The following is a 17,108-nucleotide window of genomic DNA, read 5'->3' as shown; positions in this document are numbered from 1 at the left end:
CTAGTGGTAGCAGTGTGGCCCGCGAACATTGCTGTGCGGGGTGTCGGGTGTCGAGTCAGAAGGAAGAGACAGTGTGCCTTCCCGATGATGATCGAGCAGATTTCGGATAAAGCGCAGAGAAGGTTTGTTGACCAGTAAGGCATCCTGACAGGCTTGCTCTAGGCGGACATCCCCATGTTTGCGCGCGAGACTCAGTATGCCAAGACAGCGACGAGTGGCTTGGGCTGGATGGGCTTTGGACAGGATCTGTTGTTTGATGACGTTTTCGGTGGCGACACCAATCTGCTTGCTCCATCCGATTAAGCGTTCTGGTGACCATTTTTGATGTTGATGATGGCTCGGCATATGTTCCATGTGGGTGCTCAGACCATAGTCTTTTCGGCTGATTGGGTGAGACGAGACGGGCTGACCTTGATGGAAGATTTGTATGATCTGCGACGTCGCTTCCAGCGTCACATATTGACCCACAAGCTGATGCGGTACCGAGTAATAATGCTTTGCGTACTCAATGTGGTAATCCGGTCCCACTTTGGCGCGTTTATGTTCTGTGTAGACATACTTCTGCATCGGTAACGGTTTCAACGCGGGTTTATCGAGGGTGTCAAAAAGGGCTTGGCGACTCACGCCAATCTTTTGCATCGGCCGTTGGTTCAGAGCGTTCATCAGCTCTCGAACCGCATTATTCAGCTCTCTTAGGGTATGGAAGGTGCGATGACGAAGGCGCATCATGATCCAGCGTTCGACAATCAGAACCGCATTTTCGGCCTTGGCTTTGTCTTTGGGTTTATAGGGACGAGCCGGCATAATGGCGGTTTGATAGTGATGCGCTAACTGACGATAACTGTCGTTGAGTTTCGGCTCATAACGATCTGTTTTTGTCACGGCAGCTTTTAAGTTGTCTGGCACCAATAAAGCGGGAACGCCACCGAAGTGTTCAAACGCATTGGCGTGACACTGTAGCCAATGCTCCAGCTTTTGACTTTCGCTGGCTTCAACGTAGGTGTAGTTAGACGCTCCCAGTGTGGCGACAAACACTTGTGAGTGGCGAACGTCGCCCGTTTCCGGATTGACGATCGGGATAGTCGGTCCGCAATAATCAATGAATAACTTGTCACCTGCGGTATGGAGTTGACGCATACTGCGTTTTTGTGTGGCGAGCCAACGACGGAAGTACTCGCAGAACTGGCTGTAGCCATAAGTGCGCTCTTGGTGCTCGGCAACATATTCTTCCCACAACAATTGCTTCGTCGCCCCTTTGCGCTTGAGTTCGATAAAAAAGTACGCAAAGTCCGGCATCACTTTCAGGCGATTAGCCGGTTTTTCTTGATACAGCGCTTTAGACAGATCGGTATCGGAAACGTCACTGGCAAGGGGCCAATAATAGTCACTTTGTTTGAAACGAGTCAGGACATCGGACACGGTAGAGCGGCCGACATTCAAACAAGAAGCAATCTGCCGCGTGGATAAATGGCACTCATGTTTGAGACGCAAAATCTCTTTAATATTGGTCATTGAGGTTCTCTTTCTGGTCATGATCACTTCCTGGCAACGTATTAGGTGTAACCAAGTGTAGTGAGCGATTGATTTAAAAGAGAAAACGAAGGGATTCCGGTGAATCCGGACAGGGTTTACGCTAATCCGGACAGGGATTCCGGGGAAAGCCAAAAAGTGTCCGGTTTAGAGCGTAATAGGTGTCCGGATAAAAACGGAATGGGTGTCCGAGTTATATCGGAATGGGTGTCCGGATTGCTCCGGTATATGCAACTATTTCAGATTTTCCACCATTTGTATTAAAATACTATGAAAAATCAACATATTAAGTGATATTTCGTTCACAGTAATGAGCATTTTATTTGCCAAAGTAAAAATAGCCTGTATCTTTACACTGCTTTTTAGATCTCTCAGCAAGTGCTGGTAGCGATTAGGGTAGGTTTTAATGAATATAGTGTTTCTTGGAACGTCATCCGGTGTTCCTACTAAAACTAGGAATGTGACGGGCATCGCCGTTCGTGAAGGCAAAGGAAGTGGTTGGTATCTTATCGATTGCGGGGAAGGAACATAGCATCAAATTCTGCATACCAATTTGTCGGCCAACTCCTTGCAAGCCATCTTTATCACCCATATTCATGGTGATCACTGCTATGGTCTACCGGGCATTCTCGCAAGCGCGGGAATGAGTGGCCGAAAAGAGCCTTTGAAGATTATTGCACCAAGTGGCGTGAAAGAATGGGTCGAGGCCACGCAACGGCATACCCAGTTATATTTGCCGTTTGCATTAGAGTTCATAGGCTCAGATGATTTACCGTCTGTCGATTTCAGAAACGTACGAGTGGAGACAGAAGCGCTTTCCCATAGAGTACCATCTTATGCCTATAGCTTTACTGAGAAAGATATCAACCCTAGTTTGGACGTTGAGAAGTTGGCGTTACATGGCATCCCTAGAGGCCCACTTTGGGGACAATTAAAAAAGGGGCAGGATATTGAGCATAATGGCAAATTGCTCAGCAGTAACGACTACCTGCTATACGATAAGCACCCACGCAAAATGATTATTGCAGGAGATAATGACCAGCCTGAACGGCTATCGCAATTTAGTCACGGGGCAAACGTGCTTGTTCATGAAGCCACTTATACAAAGGAAATCGCCGAAAAAGCGGGAAATAGCTATGGTCATAGTTATGCTGAGCAGGTAGCGGAATTTGCTCAGCGTACCAATATTCCTAATTTAGTGCTGACACACTTTAGCCCGCGCTACCAATCCAACCCCAACGCCTCCCCCTCCATAGAGGATATTTACCAAGAAGCCAAAGCTTGTTACTCAGGTAAGCTATATCTTGCCAATGACCTTGACGAGTACCAGCTGAACAAATCAGGTGAGTTAAAAAAGGTTTAGGGAAAGCCATGTAACCAATCTATATACGCTTACCCTACCCCCAAGCTGAGATAATTTGAGGCAAAGTAAAATTCATTCAGCCTACTGGTTTGTTATATCCGTCGCCCCGTCGAAATAAAATGCACCCAGTCCATTCGATTTCTTTTTTTCGATTCATTCACGGCTTTCTGATAATCGTAAGGAACTCTAATGTTTTGAACAGACCATTTAGAAGCAATATTTTCGACAATAGAGTACGAGGCATAATGAGAGAAATTTTCCATAGAATGCACGACAGGCTCTTGATCAGTATACGCTTGCAGTCCAACACTGCCAGGATTAACAATCGTTTGGCCACTGCTAAGGTTTACCGCTCTGGGAAGGTGAGTGTGGCCGCAACATACAAGATTAGACGCTTGCCCATCAAGCAAACGTAGTATCTCTTCATCTGAACGAAGCAGAGCATACCCTTTGCTTACATCTTCCAGCAAATAAACTAAATCGCTTTTAGGCGTTCCATGACAAAAATAGATGTCTTCATTCACCTGCATATCAAAAGGCAAAGACTTCATCCAATTTAGAGGCTCTGGCCCCAAGTCTTGCAAAATAAACTGCATTGTTGGGTTTTCTGCAATTTCATCCTGAGTGGATTCATAGATTTGGCGGTCTTGATTGCCGGAAATGGTAAGAAAATCATGCTCCATTAAAAGTTCATAAGTAAATTTTGGCGCAATGGGACCATAAAAAATATCGCCGAGATTGGCTTTGAGGTCTACGGAGCGCTTCTTTACATCTTTGATGACGGCATCCAAGGCAAATACGTTGCTATGAATGTCTGATAAAACGGCAATTCTCATTTACACCTCTGAGAGTACACACCCAAATAAGGGGCAAGTTAATTAGTAGGCTATATTACCTACCCGAAAAACAATCATACTGGTCTTTTTCCTCGACGGAAAAAACTGCTCAATGGTCTTAAGATACAGTTCGGGTTCATTGCCGTGCCATTTTAGACCTTGACACATCATGTAGACCACTTCGCCGCTTTTTCTACATTGATATGCAACACCACATGAAGGTGATTACTCATTACCGCATAGGCACAAACATCGATAGCAAAGACACTGGCTAAGAATAACAAACGCTCTTCAACCCAGCCACGTCGGTGGCTCAAAGCTTGCATCAGACCGGATCTTCTCCACACAAAAACGCCCTACGAACACAACGAGAGACACAGTGATAGTAAGACGTATCTTGTAAACTAACTTACTGGCTCTAGGCATGATAAAGCCTCTCTTACATAAGAAATGCACTGGTTAAATACACAACACTGAGAAAAATCGTCAAACTTGAAAACCGCCAAGTATCTCTCGGTAAACGATGGATAGCGGAAATTTATGAAGGGGAGCTCTACGAATCTCTGGCGTAAGCGTTCATTCTAGGGAGTCATTGACAGCCACTGACTCAGAGTAAGGGCGATTTCAACGGGTTGTCTGCGAACAGTTGCTTCCATCGTATTGGTGTTAAGTCCGCGATGTCTTTGGCTGGATGCTGGCTGACTCGTTGTAGGACATCCGTCAGGTAGACGTTGGGGTCGATGTCGTGCAGCTTGCAGGTGCTGATCAAGCTTTGGATGATGCCGACATGTTCGGCGCCCAGTTCTGTCCAACAGAGTCGAGTCAGCAAGGGGGAGTTTCGCCCCCAAGCTGCTCACAGAACCGTACGTGACAGTCTCCCGTCATACGGCTCTTGGTCGCACATTTGATGCACGAAGTAATTCCCAATGAGCAAAAAGCGTTGGCATGCTTTTACGTACTTGATCAAGCTTGCGCTCCGCTTCTCGCGTACCGATTTTCAGCTTGCACCTTGCCCATTTAATCAATCTTGATTGAAAAACAGACCAGAGACGATAGCTAAAATGTCGATACCAGAACTTGCCATAGTAGTATATCCAACCTCTTAGCGAGGCATTGTACCTCTGTGCAAGTTCTTTCAATGTGGCTCCAGATGATCGATGTATTCGCCACGACGTAATCGTTTTAGTGATTCGTTTCATGGCGCTCATTGAGGCACCCGCAGCACATTTTCTGAACAAACAACCGTCTTTTCGCCTAAGCGTTCTAACCTTAAAGTCATAGCCTAGGAACGTGAAGACTTTCTTTACATTATGGCGTGGAAACGTATCTATGTAGACCACATTCGATTTGCTCTCATTGATACTCAATCCCACTTCTTCCATTCGTCGTTGGATCGCTTCCTTTAACTTCACCGCCTCTGACATTCGACTGCAATGACATACTATGTCGTCTGCATACCGTTCAAACGGTACATAACACCAATGTTTGTCCATCCATTGATCAAAGGCATAGTGAAGAAATAGGTTCGCCAAAATGGGCGAGATAACGCCGCCTTGTGGCGTACCACGCGCACTCTGGGTTAGGGTATTAGCTTTGCTTGAGTCCGTCACGGGGGCTTCCATCCACCTACGACAGTACAATATTACCCAACGTGGCATATCGTGGTGTTCTAACGCTTTCACCACCAGATCATGGCTAACGTGGTCAAAGAAGGCCTTAATATCTACCTCTAATACCCAGCTTTTAAAGCGACAGTTACGCTCACATTGCGTTAACGCCATATGTGCTGATCGATTGGGACGATAACCAAATGAGCTATGATGAAATAGCTTATCTAGTCGCGTTTCCAAATAAATCTTGACTGCCCCTTGTGCGATACGATCACTGATTGTTGGAATACCCAGTATTCTGTCTGAACCATCCGCTTTAGGAATTCGCTTTTCACGAACCGGTGGCGGTAGGTAACTACCAGAACACAAACGATTCCATATCTTATAAAGATTACGGTCTCTGTTGCGATCAAATTGCGTCATTGTTTGGCCATCACAACCCGGCGTACCTTTATTGCGCTTGACCGATTTATACGATTGCCACACGAGAGACTTGGGAATCTCAAATGCTTTGCCTTGCATTAAAACGTCATCCTCTTAAAAAAAAAGTTGTGTTCTAACCAATTCGGCGACCCAGACCCCTTCGCTCCAGCGCCATTACAGCGCATTCGACACTACTACGAGTCTGTCCGTCCCTACTCTATGATACGTGCTAGCAGTAGGTTCTCACGTTCCCTAAGCTGGCCTGTCTGGAAGTCTCGCTGCCTTAACACCGGATGCCATGTAGTCAGTAATCAGGTATCCACTACACTTATCAGGGGGTGGCTGTACAACCCCTTTTTGACATCACCTAAGATTTCGATGCTTCTTCTAACAGTTCACTTTCGTTCGACTCTTCCAGGCTCACATGACGGTAGTATTTCCGCCTTTTCCTGAGTCGCTCACTACCGAAGACCTTAATCAACAGCAGCATCAGGTAGTTTGATCAGTGCGCCTGAACATCCTGATCGGAGGACCTTCCTCCATCCAACTTAGAGCATGGATTCATTATGCTGCAATCTGTTCTACTTCATAATGTCTCCTTCGTGACACACAGAGCCAATTCTTCTTACCCATTGGGATGGGTCTTATCTCTCGCTCTAGGTGGTTGGTGTCCATGGCAACGTTTGGATTTTCCAAAAAGACCATCAGTTGGCGTTTGCGCTTTAAGGTGTAGTTCAACGCTTTCATCCAGGTATCGTCTGGTAATAGGTCAGCCCGTTGGGTTTGTTCTTCGCAGAAGGCAAAAAATTGATCCACTAAGGGCTTACTGTGTTGCACTCGGTAATCTTGTTTTTTCTCATCTGACCAACCTTTCTGTTTGATATGGCTTTCGTACTGGTACAAGGCGGCAATCAGGTTCAGCGCGTGGGTGACGGCCTCGGTTTCTTCCATTTCGGCTTTCAGTAGCTGACGACGCATGTGCACCCAACACTGAGCATGAGTGACCTCCGGTGAGGTGGCTTCGTAACGACTGTAAGCGGCATAACCATCGGTCAGTAAGGTACCCTGCCAAACATGATCCAGTAAGTCTTGGATGTGTTTCATGCCACGGCTTTGGGAGAAGGTAAACACCACTTCGTCCTGCTCGCCATAGATGGGCCAAAAATACGCTTGCTTCATTTTGCCGGGTTGGTTGCCTACCCCAGGCTGGCGGGTGGCTTTTATCGGTGTCTCATCCATGGCCAGTACCTTGCTGTCCAGCACACTAATCAGTTGCTCTACCACAATGGGTCGTAACAGTTCGATCCCGCGTTTGGTGAGGTTTGTGAGCGTTGCACGACTGAGGGTGATGCCGGAAGCGCTAAGCTGTTGGTGTTGACGATAAAGGGGTAAGTGATACAAGAACTTATTAACCAGTAAGCCAACGATAAAACTCACATCCGCGAGGGAACTGTCAAAAATCAGATCCGGCTGTGGCGCGGTAATGAGCTGTTTACTGGTTTTGTGCTTCACCACCTGACGTTTGGTGATGACGACTTCATAGGCACTGGTTTTTTGTACGATGCGGCTGACGTCTTTGAAGCCGACTTCTTCGTATTCGTGCGCATTGGGGCCTTGTAATTCGTCCGCTAAGATAACCTTTTCACGAACCGGTATAGACTCATCAAAACGCAATCCGGTGATGTTAATTTCATTGCCTTTACGAAACTTGGGCGCTTTGCCACGAACATTGGCAGACTCAGGTTTGTCCTTCTCAACGATAGACTCTTCTTCTACGCGGGTTGGTTCGGCTGACATCGGACCCACGATATCAGCGAGGGCTTGTTGATCTGGTGTGAGTAAGGTACGACGTTCGCTTTTCGGCCCAAATAACTCACGCTTTAGCATGTGCACTTCCGCTTCGTATTGGCGGATTCTTGAAGACATAGCTTCGTTTTCAGCACGCAGTTTTTCGACCTCATTCGTGTGAAGCAAGTCGATGTTTTTGAAGGGTAAAATAGGTCGGTAAGTGGCGTCATTCATGGGGTTGGATTATACCATCCAACTTGTCATGATGCTCGCTTGTAGCGTTTAAATTGACGATATTTTTCGACTTTTATGCCCGCTAAGAGGTGCTGCAATTCAATCACACTTAGGGCGTGTTTAGCGTTTTCTGATGACGCATAATTGAACTGCCCCTGCGACAGTCGTTTACACCAAATGCAATAACCAGAGGTGTCAAAATAGAGGATTTTCATCTGGGTTTTGCGCCGGTTAATGAAGACAAAATACCCGATGAGTGGGTTTTCTTTGAGGTGTTGTTTGATCAGCCCTAATAAGCCACGATAGGATTTACGCATATCTGTGGGTTGGGTATGCAACCAAATTTTAGCATTGGGATCGGGCAGGAACATCAGTCACGATTCAATCGAAGCTCAACACCATCACCTAAACACAAGGTAATGTTCCAACGTCCAGTACCTGAGAGAGTGGGCACCTGACTGAGATCGATAAAGTCTGAGTGACTAGAATCTGGCGAGGCTTTAGTTCCCGAAAAATGCTGACGCCATTTACTAAAACTGGCGTAACTCACCTGATGCTGTTCGCAGTATTGAGGGGCGGATAAGCCAGACTCGGCTTGATCGTCAATGATTTGTTGCCATTCAGAAGAAGAACGACGGGTATAGGGTTTGGTCATGGGTTGGACTCCGTTATCGGTTATGAGATGAAAACGGAGTCCAGTTTAGAGTGCGAAAAGATGGGATGAAATAACGGCGTAGAATGAACGCTTACTCTCTGGCGGCAGTTCAACTCGCCAAGCTTTTGGTGACTCGCCAATTAAATAGGCCAAGGCCTCAAACTCCTTTATGAAGGCACCACTCAATCCCGGAACTTTTGATTCGTAAAAAACCACTGAATTCTAGGAATTCGGCTTCCGCTGCTGGGTGAAACGAATAGTTCATTTGATCAGTGCTCTAGCCTTTCTCATAACACCTTCACCGGGAACGGCCTGAACTGAGCCATCATCAAGCTCTTCGCCTCTTCGTCGGGCCTCAAGCAACCAATCTGACTTAAGCTCCTCTTCTGACGAAGACTCCAGACTCATTAACAGTCGCTGAATCAATAGAACTCGCTCCTTTTTAGGGAGGTGTAGCGCCTCGTCTTCAATTTTCTGGAGATTCATGAAAAAAACCTCTCGTTCTTCTATGACTCAATTTTGACACAGATGAGTACCTAGTAACCAATAAAGCCAGAGTCGTTGATTTTAAGAGTTTCGTATGAACAGAAATCAACGACACCAGCTGACTTATAGGTGGCACAGGCTGACTTATGGGCGACCCTATTGAGTTCAGTTTGATATTCGGATGGATTATTCCAAACCGGACGCATTTCGTAGATATAAACAGACTGGTTTTCTAAACGCCAACCCAGATCTAATTGATTCCTAATTTGAATAGGAGGTCTTTTCTTTTCTAAAAAGGCGTCACCTGCCTTTTTCATTTTGTGAATTTCGAACTCGCTTAACGCCATAAAACTTGATTCTTCTCCTGTGATATAGCGCAAAGAACAGTTGAAAAATATATGGCTTTACATTTTGGCAAACAAAATTCGTGACTTATATTTTTTCAATTGATTCGTATTTTTATACATCATTTACTCTAACTTCAATAACTTGCGTTTTTGCTTTTAAGTACTCATATGCCGCTTTAGCTTTCTTTATGAAAGCGATATCTCTAGATAAAACATAATCTAAAAAACTTCCTATTGATGCATGCCCCGCATCACTCGTAGCAGCAATAAATCTTTTGTGCTTTTTCATTTTTGAGTCTGGATAATACCCAATGACATTAAGTACGTTATATATTGACATTACTTTTTCAAAGAAGAACATCTCACGCTTGTAGATAGGATTAATACTAATTCCATAGAACTGTTCAATGGTAAAATTTGACTCAGAATATCCGCTACAGTCTTTATGTGTCGCCCATATTTTTTCAAGTACATTCGGCGGCTCTATGTTATTCAGTTGTAAAGGACCAATACCTGTACTTTCCCTGTACTCATTAATACCAGAATAGTTGCTCTCATCAGATATGTGTTTATGCAATTCTTGAGAAGATTGCTTAATCGCCTCATCATATGATTTCTTCAGTTCCACCGTATAAGCTGCCACATATTCACTAATTTCTGGAATATCTTTCTGAATTTCTTCATTATTTATCAATCCCTTAATATGAGTCATTAAGTTGTCAAACGCATCAATCTGCTCATTATTAATATCATCAAACGAATCCTCACTCCTACCGCCATAAAATTTCAGCATAGATTGAGATGTCGACTTTTCTAGATATTCATAAATCGGTTCAATATTTTGACAGTAATCTTTAAATGCATTGGCAGAACTTATAACTCGAATAAGAGCATCACCTGTCATTTCAAACTTGGGAGTAAGAACAAGCCTTATATGCATAGCCTCTAGATCATCTAGAACCTGCAAGTACAACGAACCATTTACACCTGTTCTTTTAATTTCTTTCAAGGTTTCGTCTGAGTACACGACCTGAAACTCTTGCTTAAGATCTTCTTTGAAGGTTAGTGATGGGTTTTTAACTAATAAATCCAAAATATTGTGATCGAGGTAAGCTGTCGGTTTCCCTTGATAGATAGGATTCAAATTATCCACAAAGCCTCCTCGTGATGTAGCAACGCCGCCATAAGTTGCAGCTTTGGAGTTGTTTGGTTTGTGGTAGCTTAGCGTTAAACCACAAAACGAACAACGGAAAAGACGTCAATCTTGATGGCTTTATTATACACTTTGACTGCTGATAATAGTCAAAGCTCTCTTATTAATTTCAGCAAGGAGTAAAATTCCTTTAACCAGATTCGCTGATGCTGCATTAACCTGATTTAAAAACATATTCGCTACTGGCTCAAAGGCCATTAAAGTTTTCAAATCAGCTTCTTTCTCTCGCTTCGAGTGACCTTTACTACCGTACAGTAATAGTTCGATTATTTCTCTATTAGTATAGTTTTTCCCGAAGAAATCTATTCCATTAGGGGAATCTAGATAATTGTTGATTTGGGTTCGAACAGCTTCGAATTCCGTACGATGGGAAGAAAAATCATTACTATCAGCATATATTTTGGAAATATTACGGATCGATATTCTGTCATTGTTCTGTAGGAACATACGCAACGTTAAAAATGCCGCGTCGACAGACTCCCCCTCTGCGCCAACTAAAACAACCTCATAAGCCCCTTCCGCGCTGCACTCAAAGAGAACGCCTGAGTCCTCTTGTAGCATCGCTTTGGCAAAGCTCGAATTCCCCAATAATTCAGCCTTTTCATTGAACAATAGAACATCATTAACAGAATTATCAGTCATTGTAATTATGATCCTACATTGGTGCGTAGTAAGTGAGTATAACGTTTAATAGTGCGCATGAGCGTTTATCCAATAAATCGACGTCCGTATTATTCTAGTACTAGCCATTTAGATGAATTTAGCTAACACCATGATTTATATAAAGTTATATATCATAATAAGCGTTCAGGCTTCGACCAAAACAAGCACACTTGTTTTGCCTAATAACCGAGCATCAGGAGGGGGAGAAATATGTGGCTTTCGTCTTCCTAGACGCAATCCTTACACTCTAATCTATTTTCAAATAAGAGACCAGCGGGGTCAAAGCCCTTTTCGTGAAAGCACATCAGAATAGTTAGTTTGGATGACGGTAATCAAGCCGTAGAAGCGGCTTCGACGCAACGAAGTTGCGCGACCTTATGGTGTTTCAGAGTCAGTTAAAAATGCCCTGTCCCTATCCTCAAAACTACTCTATGCCTTGATGAGGCTCTGCATTGACAACATGATGTCTCCATGAGGAAACGAGGCGCTGCCCTTAAAAGCGAATTTTTGGTTACTTTTTGGGCGCTTGCAAAAAGTTACCCGCTCAGCAGAGCGGAACTGAACTCGCCAAAACCAAGCTAATCAGAGGAATACCATCAAATCGGCAACACCAAATAATCCCATCCTAGCCCCTTAAAAAAGGGGAAGGAACAAATCCATTACAAGTATCGCCCTTCCAAGTGCTTTCTAAAATACGCCGTCGGTCTTGCACTAAAAATAACCTATACCGTTAACGTAATCGCGCTAGGTGTTTGTAATGTATTTGTGCCCTATTACTGTCTATTAAAATCTGGAAAATCCATTTTTATCAACTTTGACTGACTAAAAATTGATCGTCTAAGTGCTATTCTTTAGCTAAAACAGATTTAACCCAATCTGCAAACACTAGAAATGACGGTTTTAAATGCTTATTTTGAGGATAAACGAGAGATAAAGACATAACCGGAGATTGATACTGATCAAGGACTCTTATCAATGTACCGTTGTCGATGTAGGGTTGTGCCAAATAGCTTGCGATACGAATTAAACCTAAGCCCTGCAAGCCGCAGTTGATATAGGTATCAGTATCATTGACCGTCAGCGCTTCCCGCATTTGAATTTTAACGTTCTCTTCATTATCAAGAAAATGCCAATTAATCGCACGGCCCGTGTTTTGGCTTAGATAGCCTATTGAGTAATGGTTAGTTAAATCGTCTAAATCCTTTGGTTTTCCAAAACGTTTTATATAGGCGGGCGCTGCAACAACCACCCAGGATGAAACGGTGAGTGGTCGCGCAACAAGTGATGTTGAGTCTTCAATTTCACCAGATCGAATGACACAATCATAGCCATCATGAAATAAGTCGACATTTTGGTCGCTGGTGCAAAGTAACAGTTCAATATCTGGATATTGATGAATGAACTGGCTAATCACGGGGAGTATAGAATGGTGAGCTAATGACGTGGGGATGCTTACTTTGAGCCTGCCTTTCGGCTTTCCTGCTTTATTTGGGAAGTTTGATTCGATCGCTGCAATTTCTGCTAGTATATGTCGGCATTGCACCGCATAGTTCTCCCCATCGGGTGTCACACTTAACTTACGTGTGGTGCGTTGCAACAGCCTTACACCTAAATAGTCTTCCATCTCTTTTATTATCCTTGAAACAGTCGACTTAGGCATACTAAGAGCCTCAGCCGCCTTCCCAAAATGACTAGCTTCGACTACTTGGACAAATACTTTCATGCCCTCTAAGCGATCCATAAACCCTCTATTATTCCAAATTCAAGAACAGTTTAACCAAAATTTAGCTATTATCACTTATAATAATCTAAATTACACTCTCAATCTGAGATAATAAGCAGAGAGTAAAGATTTTATGAATCACAATATAAATGTAAAAGACATACTTGTTATAGGTGCGGGTCAACTAGGTCTAGCCGTTCTTAATGCCTTACAACCACGAGTATCTGCACTAGGTGGAGACGTAACGGTTTTAGTTTCACCAGATTCACTTGAGCATGGTACGACCCCAACCGATGAGTCATTAAAAAGGTTCTCTGATCAGGGTGTGAAGTTTAAGAGTTTTGATTTAGCGAATATTAATCATCAAGCGTTAGTTGCCTTTTTTGCCGATTTTAACACAATTATCAATTGTACTGGCTTTGTTGCCGGCCTTGGTACTCAAAAGAAAATTACACAGGCGGTTCTTGAGGCTAATGTTGCACGCTATTTTCCGTGGCAATTTGGTGTAGATTATGACGTAGTAGGTATAGGAAGTGGTCAACCAGTTTTCGATGAACAATATGAAGTAAGAGCGATGCTGCGACAACAAAAGAACACTGAGTGGGTAATTGTCTCAACTGGCATGTTTACCAGTTTTCTGTTTGAACCCGCTTTGGATGTGGTGAACCTCGAACAAGGCTATATCAATGCGCTGGGCAGTTGGGAGAATAAGGTAACGGTCACCGCCCCCGAAGACATTGGTCAGTTAACCACAGAAATATTGTTAGAGTCGCCACGAATCATTAATGAAGTGGTATTTGTTGCCGGAGATACCCTGAGTTATGGCGAATTAGCAGAGATCGTTGATAACACCACTAATAAGCGTATTAAGCGACATGTGTTCAATTTAGACTGGTTGCAAAGTGAGCTTGCTAAAAACCCTGACGATCAAATGCTACGGTACCGCACCGCTTTTGCACTCGGTGATGGTATGTGGTGGAACATCGATAAAACTTACAATTTTAAAAAAGGCATTGAAACTAAAAATACTAAAAATTGGTTAATAGAAAAATTGGCATAATTATCTATTAGCCATTAGTCGCCGTGATCAGTGAATAATGATCACGGCTTTATAGTATGGTCAGCAGCTTTGGCCTGATTCATTGATGATATAATTGGAAACACATGTTAGCAACTAGAGAGGAAGGTTCACCTCTTGAGGGCCGCTTCGTTACAAATAACGCCCTTCTAGATGTTTTCTAAAATGCGCTGCATTTAATACTTCCCCTGTGGCGCGTTTAACTAGTTCATCCGTGGTATGAAGCGAAGCTTGTGACCAAATATTGTCGCTTAACCATTGGAAAATTGGGCTTAAGTCACCATTTTGGATAACGGCGTCAAAGTCGACGTTTTGTATCATGGTGGCTTTGTATTGCGCAGCATACATAGCGCCTAGCGTATAAGACGGGAAGTAACCAAATGCGCCATCTGTCCAGTGGATGTCTTGCATGCAGCCGTTTTTGTAGTTGTCTTTGGTGGAGATGCCAAGGGACGCTTTCATCTTCTCATCCCACAGTGCTGGCACATCTGTGTGTTCTATCACGCCATTGATCAAGTCGCGTTCGATTTCGTAACGCATGATCACATGTGCTGGGTAGGTGAGTTCGTCCGCATCAATGCGAATAAAGCCTTTTTCTACTTGGGTGTAGATTTTATAAAGATTTTCTTCGTCGAATACAGGATCTTGCTGTGCATTAAACGCCTGTTTAGACAAACACGATAAGTGGTGAATAAAGGGTTTGCTGCGACCAATCTGCATTTCGAAGAAAAGCGACTGAGATTCATGAACGCCCATGGAACGGGCTTCGCCCACTGGCAATCCAGCAAAGGCTTTTGGCAAGCCTTGTTCGTAGCGGGCGTGGCCTGTTTCGTGAACGATGCCCATCAAGGCTTGCACGAAGTCTTTTTCATCATAACGGGTGGTAATGCGCACGTCCGTTGGCACGCCACCGCAAAATGGGTGAACGCTTTGGTCGAGTCGGCCACGGTTAAAGTCGAATTTCAGCAGCTTCATCACTTCTAAGCCAAGGGCTTTTTGTGTCTCAGTGGAAAAGGTGCCAGATGGCAAAAGGATGGATTCTGACTTCTGCTTTTCTAACACGGTTTCGATTAAGTCTGGCAACCAGGTTTTCACGTCAGTAAATAAAGTATTCAGCGACGCCGTTGTGGTGCCTGGCTCGTATTTGTCGAGCATGGCATCGTATGGTGTAAGACCGAGCGCTGCGCCACGAATCTTGGCTTCTTCACGGGATAGAGCGACAACTTCTTTCCAGTTTTTCTCAAAACCTTGCCAATCATTTTCTTGACGCTGCGTACGCCACGCATGTTCGCATGTAGAACCCGCGATGGACTGTGCTTGTACTAACTCCTCAGGAACGATGGTCGCTTGCTGCCATTGGCGTTTCATCTCGCGTAGGCTGGCTTGTTGCTCAACGCTTAACGATTCTTGCTCCGCGTTGCCAAACCAATCTTCTAACTGTGGCTGAGTGGATAAACGATGAATATGAACGGATAACTCTGCCATGGCGTTTGAGCGTGCTTCGCTGCCGCCCGAGGGCATGTTCGCGGCGGCATCCCAGCCAAGCATGGCTTGAGCATGATTAAAGTGACTGAGTGTTTGGTAATGTGACGTTAACTTATCGTAATTTGACATGGTTTCGATCTCTCATTGCTCAAGCGTCGTTACTGCTTTGAATACGTTCTGGTCCGTTTCTAAACTAATTTCTAACTTACTAATTAAATTCCATAACTCATTGGCAACAGGCCCTAGGACCTGCCCTTTTACTTTCATCACATAACTTCTTACTTCAATCTGTGTTTTTGTATCGGCAAGTTCGATAGGAACCAATTTGCCATTTTTAATATCATCTTTCACCATAAAGTATGGCAAGCGTCCCCAGCCGATACCACTTAAACACAAGGTACGTTTACTATAGAAATCATTCACGTACCATTTCCTTTGGCCTTTTTGAACATCTAATTCGACATTTTTAGTCAAACTCCCCGAGTCCTGCACAACAATCTGATATTCATCCCTTAACTGAGAAGAGTCCGTTAATTGTGGATGCCTTGCTAACATTTTAGGGGCAGCAACATTAATAATACTTTGAGTGCATATATGTTTCGTCACCAATTTAAAACCAGCCAAAAAACCGGCTTCTGATGCAGAGATAGCGAGTTCAGCTCTCTCATTCACAACGGCATCAATCCCGCCCGTTATGAATTCTTGCTTTAAAATAATCTGCGTTAGAGGAAACGCCTTTTGAATGCTGTCAAAGATGGGCACCAGCCTTTCTAAATCAAACATGGCGTCCACGGCGATCACGACCTTCGCTTCGTAGCCTGTTTTGAAGTGATTCGCCATTTGACTAAGCTGATTACCCTGATCGAGCACCATCAGTGCTTTTTGATAAATCAACTCCCCCTGTTGAGTAAGTTTTAACTTATACCCAGATCGATCTAATAATGAAATACCAAGAGCAGACTCTAATTGCTGTAAGCCTTTACTGATGGCTGGCTGCGTTTTAAAAAGTCGATTGCTAGCGCCTTGTATTGATCCCTCTTGGATCACTGCTTTTAGCATTTTTAACTGCTCTAATGTCATGAATGACTCTCCATTATTTTTTATGGCAAGCGCTACGATTAACCCGATAGTTTCAAATGAAACATAACAATAAGTTATGATCTTATTGAAATACAGTCAATTTTAATTAAATAGGCTTTCTTTATACTAGCGAAAATTAACTAACTAAGAGCAAAAGGTGACTTATGACTAACTTTAAAAAATACGGATTATGGGCCGTTATGATACTAACCGCATTAGGTTTTTTGGCCGCTGGTACAGGCAAATTAATGGGTGTACCTATGATGCACAAATCCTTTGAGCTACTCGGATTACCGGATGCGGTTTGTTACTTTGTCGGTGCCTGTGAAATCGCTGGCGCAATCGGCATATTCATTAAACGTCTTAGCTCATTGGCCGCTGCAGGCTTAGCGATCATTATGGTGGGTGCGATGTACTTCCATCTTAATTTCGAGCCACAGGGCTTCCCATTTGCTGCGGCGCTGTTCATCTTTTCCGTCATCATTTTCTTTGCTCACAAGAAAGACAGCATCTTGTTTGCTAACAAGCAAACCGCTCAATTGTCTTAGTACCAGAGACCTTACCGCGATAAGAGATTGCCTTATGGGCAGTCTC

The 17,108-nt window shown here is 43.9% G+C and carries 17 protein-coding genes and 2 pseudogenes; 4 read left to right on the top strand and 15 right to left on the bottom strand.

All coding sequences use genetic code 11. The annotated features are described in order from the left end of the window. Positions 1 to 1,533, bottom strand: coding sequence for an IS21 family transposase (istA, locus tag AC0VYI_RS09605; protein ID WP_475443430.1), 1,533 nt, complete (start codon positions 1,531 to 1,533; stop codon positions 1 to 3). A gap of 403 nt (positions 1,534 to 1,936) precedes the next feature. Between istA and AC0VYI_RS09600 the strand changes: the two genes are divergently transcribed. Continuing rightward, positions 1,937 to 2,062 carry a hypothetical protein gene (locus AC0VYI_RS09600; RefSeq protein ID WP_475448959.1) on the top strand — a complete coding sequence of 42 codons (126 nt, stop codon included), beginning with the start codon at positions 1,937 to 1,939 and terminating at the stop codon, positions 2,060 to 2,062. Between the two features lie 21 nt (positions 2,063 to 2,083). Continuing rightward, positions 2,084 to 2,893: an MBL fold metallo-hydrolase gene (locus AC0VYI_RS09595; protein WP_475448957.1), complete on the top strand. Its 810-nt coding sequence runs from the start codon at positions 2,084 to 2,086 to the stop codon at positions 2,891 to 2,893. Between the two features lie 92 nt (positions 2,894 to 2,985). Here the strand turns inward: AC0VYI_RS09595 and AC0VYI_RS09590 are convergent, their stop codons facing one another. The 12 genes and pseudogenes from AC0VYI_RS09590 to AC0VYI_RS09535 all read right to left on the bottom strand — a co-directional run bounded on the left by AC0VYI_RS09590 (position 2,986) and on the right by AC0VYI_RS09535 (position 12,889). Continuing rightward, the gene (locus tag AC0VYI_RS09590) at positions 2,986 to 3,729 is read right to left on the bottom strand and encodes a metallophosphoesterase family protein (RefSeq protein WP_475448955.1); all 744 of its coding nucleotides are present in this window, start codon (positions 3,727 to 3,729) and stop codon (positions 2,986 to 2,988) included. A gap of 173 nt (positions 3,730 to 3,902) precedes the next feature. Then, positions 3,903 to 4,138 (bottom strand): annotated as a pseudogene (locus AC0VYI_RS09585) (transposase); the annotation flags it as partial. A 198-nt stretch (positions 4,139 to 4,336) separates the two neighbouring features. Further along, positions 4,337 to 4,543, bottom strand: a pseudogene (locus AC0VYI_RS09580) (transposase domain-containing protein); the annotation flags it as partial. Positions 4,544 to 4,610: 67 nt separating this feature from the next. Then, positions 4,611 to 5,861 carry a group II intron reverse transcriptase/maturase gene (gene ltrA / locus AC0VYI_RS09575; RefSeq protein ID WP_475444583.1) on the bottom strand — a complete coding sequence of 417 codons (1,251 nt, stop codon included), beginning with the start codon at positions 5,859 to 5,861 and terminating at the stop codon, positions 4,611 to 4,613. 465 nt (positions 5,862 to 6,326) lie between these two features. Beyond that, complete coding sequence (tnpC, locus tag AC0VYI_RS09570) at positions 6,327 to 7,784, bottom strand: IS66 family transposase (protein WP_475448953.1); 1,458 nt, start codon at positions 7,782 to 7,784, stop codon at positions 6,327 to 6,329. A gap of 26 nt (positions 7,785 to 7,810) precedes the next feature. Beyond that, positions 7,811 to 8,155 (bottom strand): IS66 family insertion sequence element accessory protein TnpB, encoded by a 345-nt coding sequence (gene tnpB, locus AC0VYI_RS09565; RefSeq protein ID WP_067021190.1) that lies wholly within the window; start codon positions 8,153 to 8,155, stop codon positions 7,811 to 7,813. Beyond that, positions 8,155 to 8,439: an IS66 family insertion sequence element accessory protein TnpA gene (tnpA, locus tag AC0VYI_RS09560; RefSeq protein ID WP_475444519.1), complete on the bottom strand. Its 285-nt coding sequence runs from the start codon at positions 8,437 to 8,439 to the stop codon at positions 8,155 to 8,157. Before tnpA ends, tnpB begins: the two co-directional genes overlap by 1 nt. 261 nt (positions 8,440 to 8,700) lie before the next feature. Then, positions 8,701 to 8,925, bottom strand: a complete 225-nt coding sequence (locus AC0VYI_RS09555; RefSeq protein ID WP_475448951.1) for an addiction module protein — start codon at positions 8,923 to 8,925, stop codon at positions 8,701 to 8,703. Positions 8,926 to 8,975: 50 nt separating this feature from the next. Then, positions 8,976 to 9,272, bottom strand: coding sequence for a DUF3024 domain-containing protein (locus AC0VYI_RS09550; RefSeq protein WP_475448949.1), 297 nt, complete (start codon positions 9,270 to 9,272; stop codon positions 8,976 to 8,978). Positions 9,273 to 9,384: 112 nt separating this feature from the next. Then, the gene (locus AC0VYI_RS09545) at positions 9,385 to 10,425 is read right to left on the bottom strand and encodes a hypothetical protein (RefSeq protein WP_475448947.1); all 1,041 of its coding nucleotides are present in this window, start codon (positions 10,423 to 10,425) and stop codon (positions 9,385 to 9,387) included. 123 nt (positions 10,426 to 10,548) lie between these two features. Further along, entirely contained in the window at positions 10,549 to 11,127 is a 579-nt protein-coding gene (locus tag AC0VYI_RS09540; protein WP_475448946.1) for a hypothetical protein, read from the bottom strand. Positions 11,128 to 11,992: 865 nt separating this feature from the next. Next, a complete protein-coding gene (locus AC0VYI_RS09535) occupies positions 11,993 to 12,889 on the bottom strand; it encodes a LysR family transcriptional regulator (protein ID WP_475448945.1) in 897 nt (298 codons plus the stop codon). A gap of 115 nt (positions 12,890 to 13,004) precedes the next feature. Here AC0VYI_RS09535 and AC0VYI_RS09530 point away from each other — a divergent pair, with 115 nt between their 5' ends. Further along, on the top strand, positions 13,005 to 13,931 hold the full coding sequence (locus AC0VYI_RS09530; protein WP_475448944.1) for an aromatic alcohol reductase: 927 nt from the start codon (positions 13,005 to 13,007) through the stop codon (positions 13,929 to 13,931). A gap of 150 nt (positions 13,932 to 14,081) precedes the next feature. On the opposite strand, the gene AC0VYI_RS09525 is transcribed toward AC0VYI_RS09530, so the two are convergent. Together AC0VYI_RS09525 and AC0VYI_RS09520 are read right to left on the bottom strand one after the other, a co-directional pair. Continuing rightward, positions 14,082 to 15,563 carry a carboxypeptidase M32 gene (locus tag AC0VYI_RS09525; protein ID WP_475448942.1) on the bottom strand — a complete coding sequence of 494 codons (1,482 nt, stop codon included), beginning with the start codon at positions 15,561 to 15,563 and terminating at the stop codon, positions 14,082 to 14,084. Positions 15,564 to 15,575: 12 nt separating this feature from the next. Continuing rightward, a complete protein-coding gene (locus tag AC0VYI_RS09520) occupies positions 15,576 to 16,514 on the bottom strand; it encodes a LysR family transcriptional regulator (RefSeq protein ID WP_475448941.1) in 939 nt (312 codons plus the stop codon). A gap of 164 nt (positions 16,515 to 16,678) precedes the next feature. On the opposite strand from AC0VYI_RS09520, the gene AC0VYI_RS09515 reads away from it, so the two are divergent. Further along, the gene (locus tag AC0VYI_RS09515) at positions 16,679 to 17,062 is read left to right on the top strand and encodes a DoxX family protein (protein WP_475448939.1); all 384 of its coding nucleotides are present in this window, start codon (positions 16,679 to 16,681) and stop codon (positions 17,060 to 17,062) included. Positions 17,063 to 17,108: the final 46 nt, after the last annotated feature.

The organism is Marinomonas sp. 63XJN7_9_ISO-PGPR-S23-217 (assembly GCF_056173515.1).
The sequence above is the reverse complement of the archived record's forward strand: the minus strand, read 5'-3'. Positions and strand labels throughout refer to the sequence as shown.

What these genes read in the sequence shown, in the direction of transcription:
- istA (WP_475443430.1), bottom strand. Translation starts at nt 1,533, where the DNA reads ATGACCAGAAAGAGAACCTCAATGACCAATATTAAAGAGATTTTGCGT.
- AC0VYI_RS09600 (WP_475448959.1), top strand. Translation starts at nt 1,937, where the DNA reads ATGAATATAGTGTTTCTTGGAACGTCATCCGGTGTTCCTACTAAAACT.
- AC0VYI_RS09590 (WP_475448955.1), bottom strand. Translation starts at nt 3,729, where the DNA reads ATGAGAATTGCCGTTTTATCAGACATTCATAGCAACGTATTTGCCTTG.
- ltrA (WP_475444583.1), bottom strand. Translation starts at nt 5,861, where the DNA reads ATGCAAGGCAAAGCATTTGAGATTCCCAAGTCTCTCGTGTGGCAATCG.
- tnpC (WP_475448953.1), bottom strand. Translation starts at nt 7,784, where the DNA reads ATGAATGACGCCACTTACCGACCTATTTTACCCTTCAAAAACATCGAC.
- tnpB (WP_067021190.1), bottom strand. Translation starts at nt 8,155, where the DNA reads ATGTTCCTGCCCGATCCCAATGCTAAAATTTGGTTGCATACCCAACCC.
- tnpA (WP_475444519.1), bottom strand. Translation starts at nt 8,439, where the DNA reads ATGACCAAACCCTATACCCGTCGTTCTTCTTCTGAATGGCAACAAATC.
- AC0VYI_RS09555 (WP_475448951.1), bottom strand. Translation starts at nt 8,925, where the DNA reads ATGAATCTCCAGAAAATTGAAGACGAGGCGCTACACCTCCCTAAAAAG.
- AC0VYI_RS09550 (WP_475448949.1), bottom strand. Translation starts at nt 9,272, where the DNA reads ATGGCGTTAAGCGAGTTCGAAATTCACAAAATGAAAAAGGCAGGTGAC.
- AC0VYI_RS09540 (WP_475448946.1), bottom strand. Translation starts at nt 11,127, where the DNA reads ATGACTGATAATTCTGTTAATGATGTTCTATTGTTCAATGAAAAGGCT.
- AC0VYI_RS09535 (WP_475448945.1), bottom strand. Translation starts at nt 12,889, where the DNA reads ATGGATCGCTTAGAGGGCATGAAAGTATTTGTCCAAGTAGTCGAAGCT.
- AC0VYI_RS09530 (WP_475448944.1), top strand. Translation starts at nt 13,005, where the DNA reads ATGAATCACAATATAAATGTAAAAGACATACTTGTTATAGGTGCGGGT.
- AC0VYI_RS09525 (WP_475448942.1), bottom strand. Translation starts at nt 15,563, where the DNA reads ATGTCAAATTACGATAAGTTAACGTCACATTACCAAACACTCAGTCAC.
- AC0VYI_RS09520 (WP_475448941.1), bottom strand. Translation starts at nt 16,514, where the DNA reads ATGACATTAGAGCAGTTAAAAATGCTAAAAGCAGTGATCCAAGAGGGA.
- AC0VYI_RS09515 (WP_475448939.1), top strand. Translation starts at nt 16,679, where the DNA reads ATGACTAACTTTAAAAAATACGGATTATGGGCCGTTATGATACTAACC.